General features: G+C 75.5%; 1 protein-coding gene. It reads left to right on the top strand.

Features of this window, described 5'->3' with window-relative positions; genetic code table 11:
• A partial coding sequence (locus AB0N04_RS38570) for a zinc-binding dehydrogenase (protein ID WP_360223524.1) occupies positions 1–1,176 on the top strand: 1,176 nt, incomplete at both ends.

Below are 1,176 nucleotides of genomic sequence, written 5' to 3'. Positions count from 1 at the left end.
CCACCCACCACCCCCACAGCGCCCTCCGCGGACAAACCCGCCACACCCCCACCCTCACCCCCACCACCAACCCCACCCCCGACACCGGCGCCGTCAAGCTGGTGCTCGGCGAGTACGGCACCGCGGACGACCTGCGGGCCGAGCCGCTGGAGCGGCGGGCGCCCGGCGCGGGCGAGGTCGAGATCCGGGTGCGGGCGGCCGGCCTGAACTTCCGCGACGTGCTGATCATGCTGGGCATGATGCGGGAGCACTACGCGGACGCGTACGGCCTCGACCGGGCCGCGGACGTCCCGCTGGGCTTCGAGTGCGCGGGCGTCGTGGCCGCCGTGGGCGCCGGGGTGACCGGACTGGCCGTCGGCGATCCGGTGATCGCGATGGCCGAGGGCGGCTTCGCCGACTTCGTCACGGTCGGCGCCGGCCAGGTCGCGGCGCTGCCCGCCGGACTGACCATGGCCGAGGGCGCCACCGTCCCGCTGGCCTTCCTGACCGCCCACTACGCGCTCACCCGGCTGGCCGGGCTCCGGGCCGGCGAGCGGGTGCTGATCCACGCCGCCTCCGGCGGGGTCGGCGGCGCCGCCGTGCAGATCGCCCTGGCGCTCGGCGCGGAGGTGTTCGCCACCGCGAGCGCGTCCAAGCACGACGCGGTCCGGGCCCTCGGGGTCGCCCACGTCTTCGACTCGCGCAGCACCTCGTTCGCCGACGGGGTCGCGGCCGCCACCGGCGGGCAGGGCGTCGACGTCGTGCTCAACAGCCTGAACGGCGAGTTCATCCCGGCGGGCCTCTCCGTGCTCGCCAAGGACGGGCGCTTCGTCGAGATGGGCAAGCTGGGCATCTGGTCGCCGGAGCGGATGCGCCGGGAGCGCCCGGACGCCGGGTACTTCCCGTTCGACCTCGGGGACGACGCCGAACTCGACGCCACGCTGCTGCCCGGACTGTTCGAGGAGCTCGGGGCGATGTTCGCGGCCGGCCGGCTCCGTCCGCTGCCGGTGACGGTGTTCCCCCGCGCCCGGGCGGCGCAGGCCTACACCCACATGCAGCACACCAGGCACACCGGCAAGGTCGTGCTGACCTTCGACCAGCGCGTCGAACTGTCGGGGGAGGGCAGCTACCTCGTCACCGGCGGCCTCGGCGGCCTCGGCCTGCAGGTCGCCCGCCGCCTCGCCGAACAGGGCGCCG

This window comes from Kitasatospora sp. NPDC051702 (assembly GCF_040681575.1).
Lineage (GTDB): Bacteria > Actinomycetota > Actinomycetes > Streptomycetales > Streptomycetaceae > Kitasatospora.
This window is presented reverse-complemented; position numbering and strand designations above follow the sequence as displayed.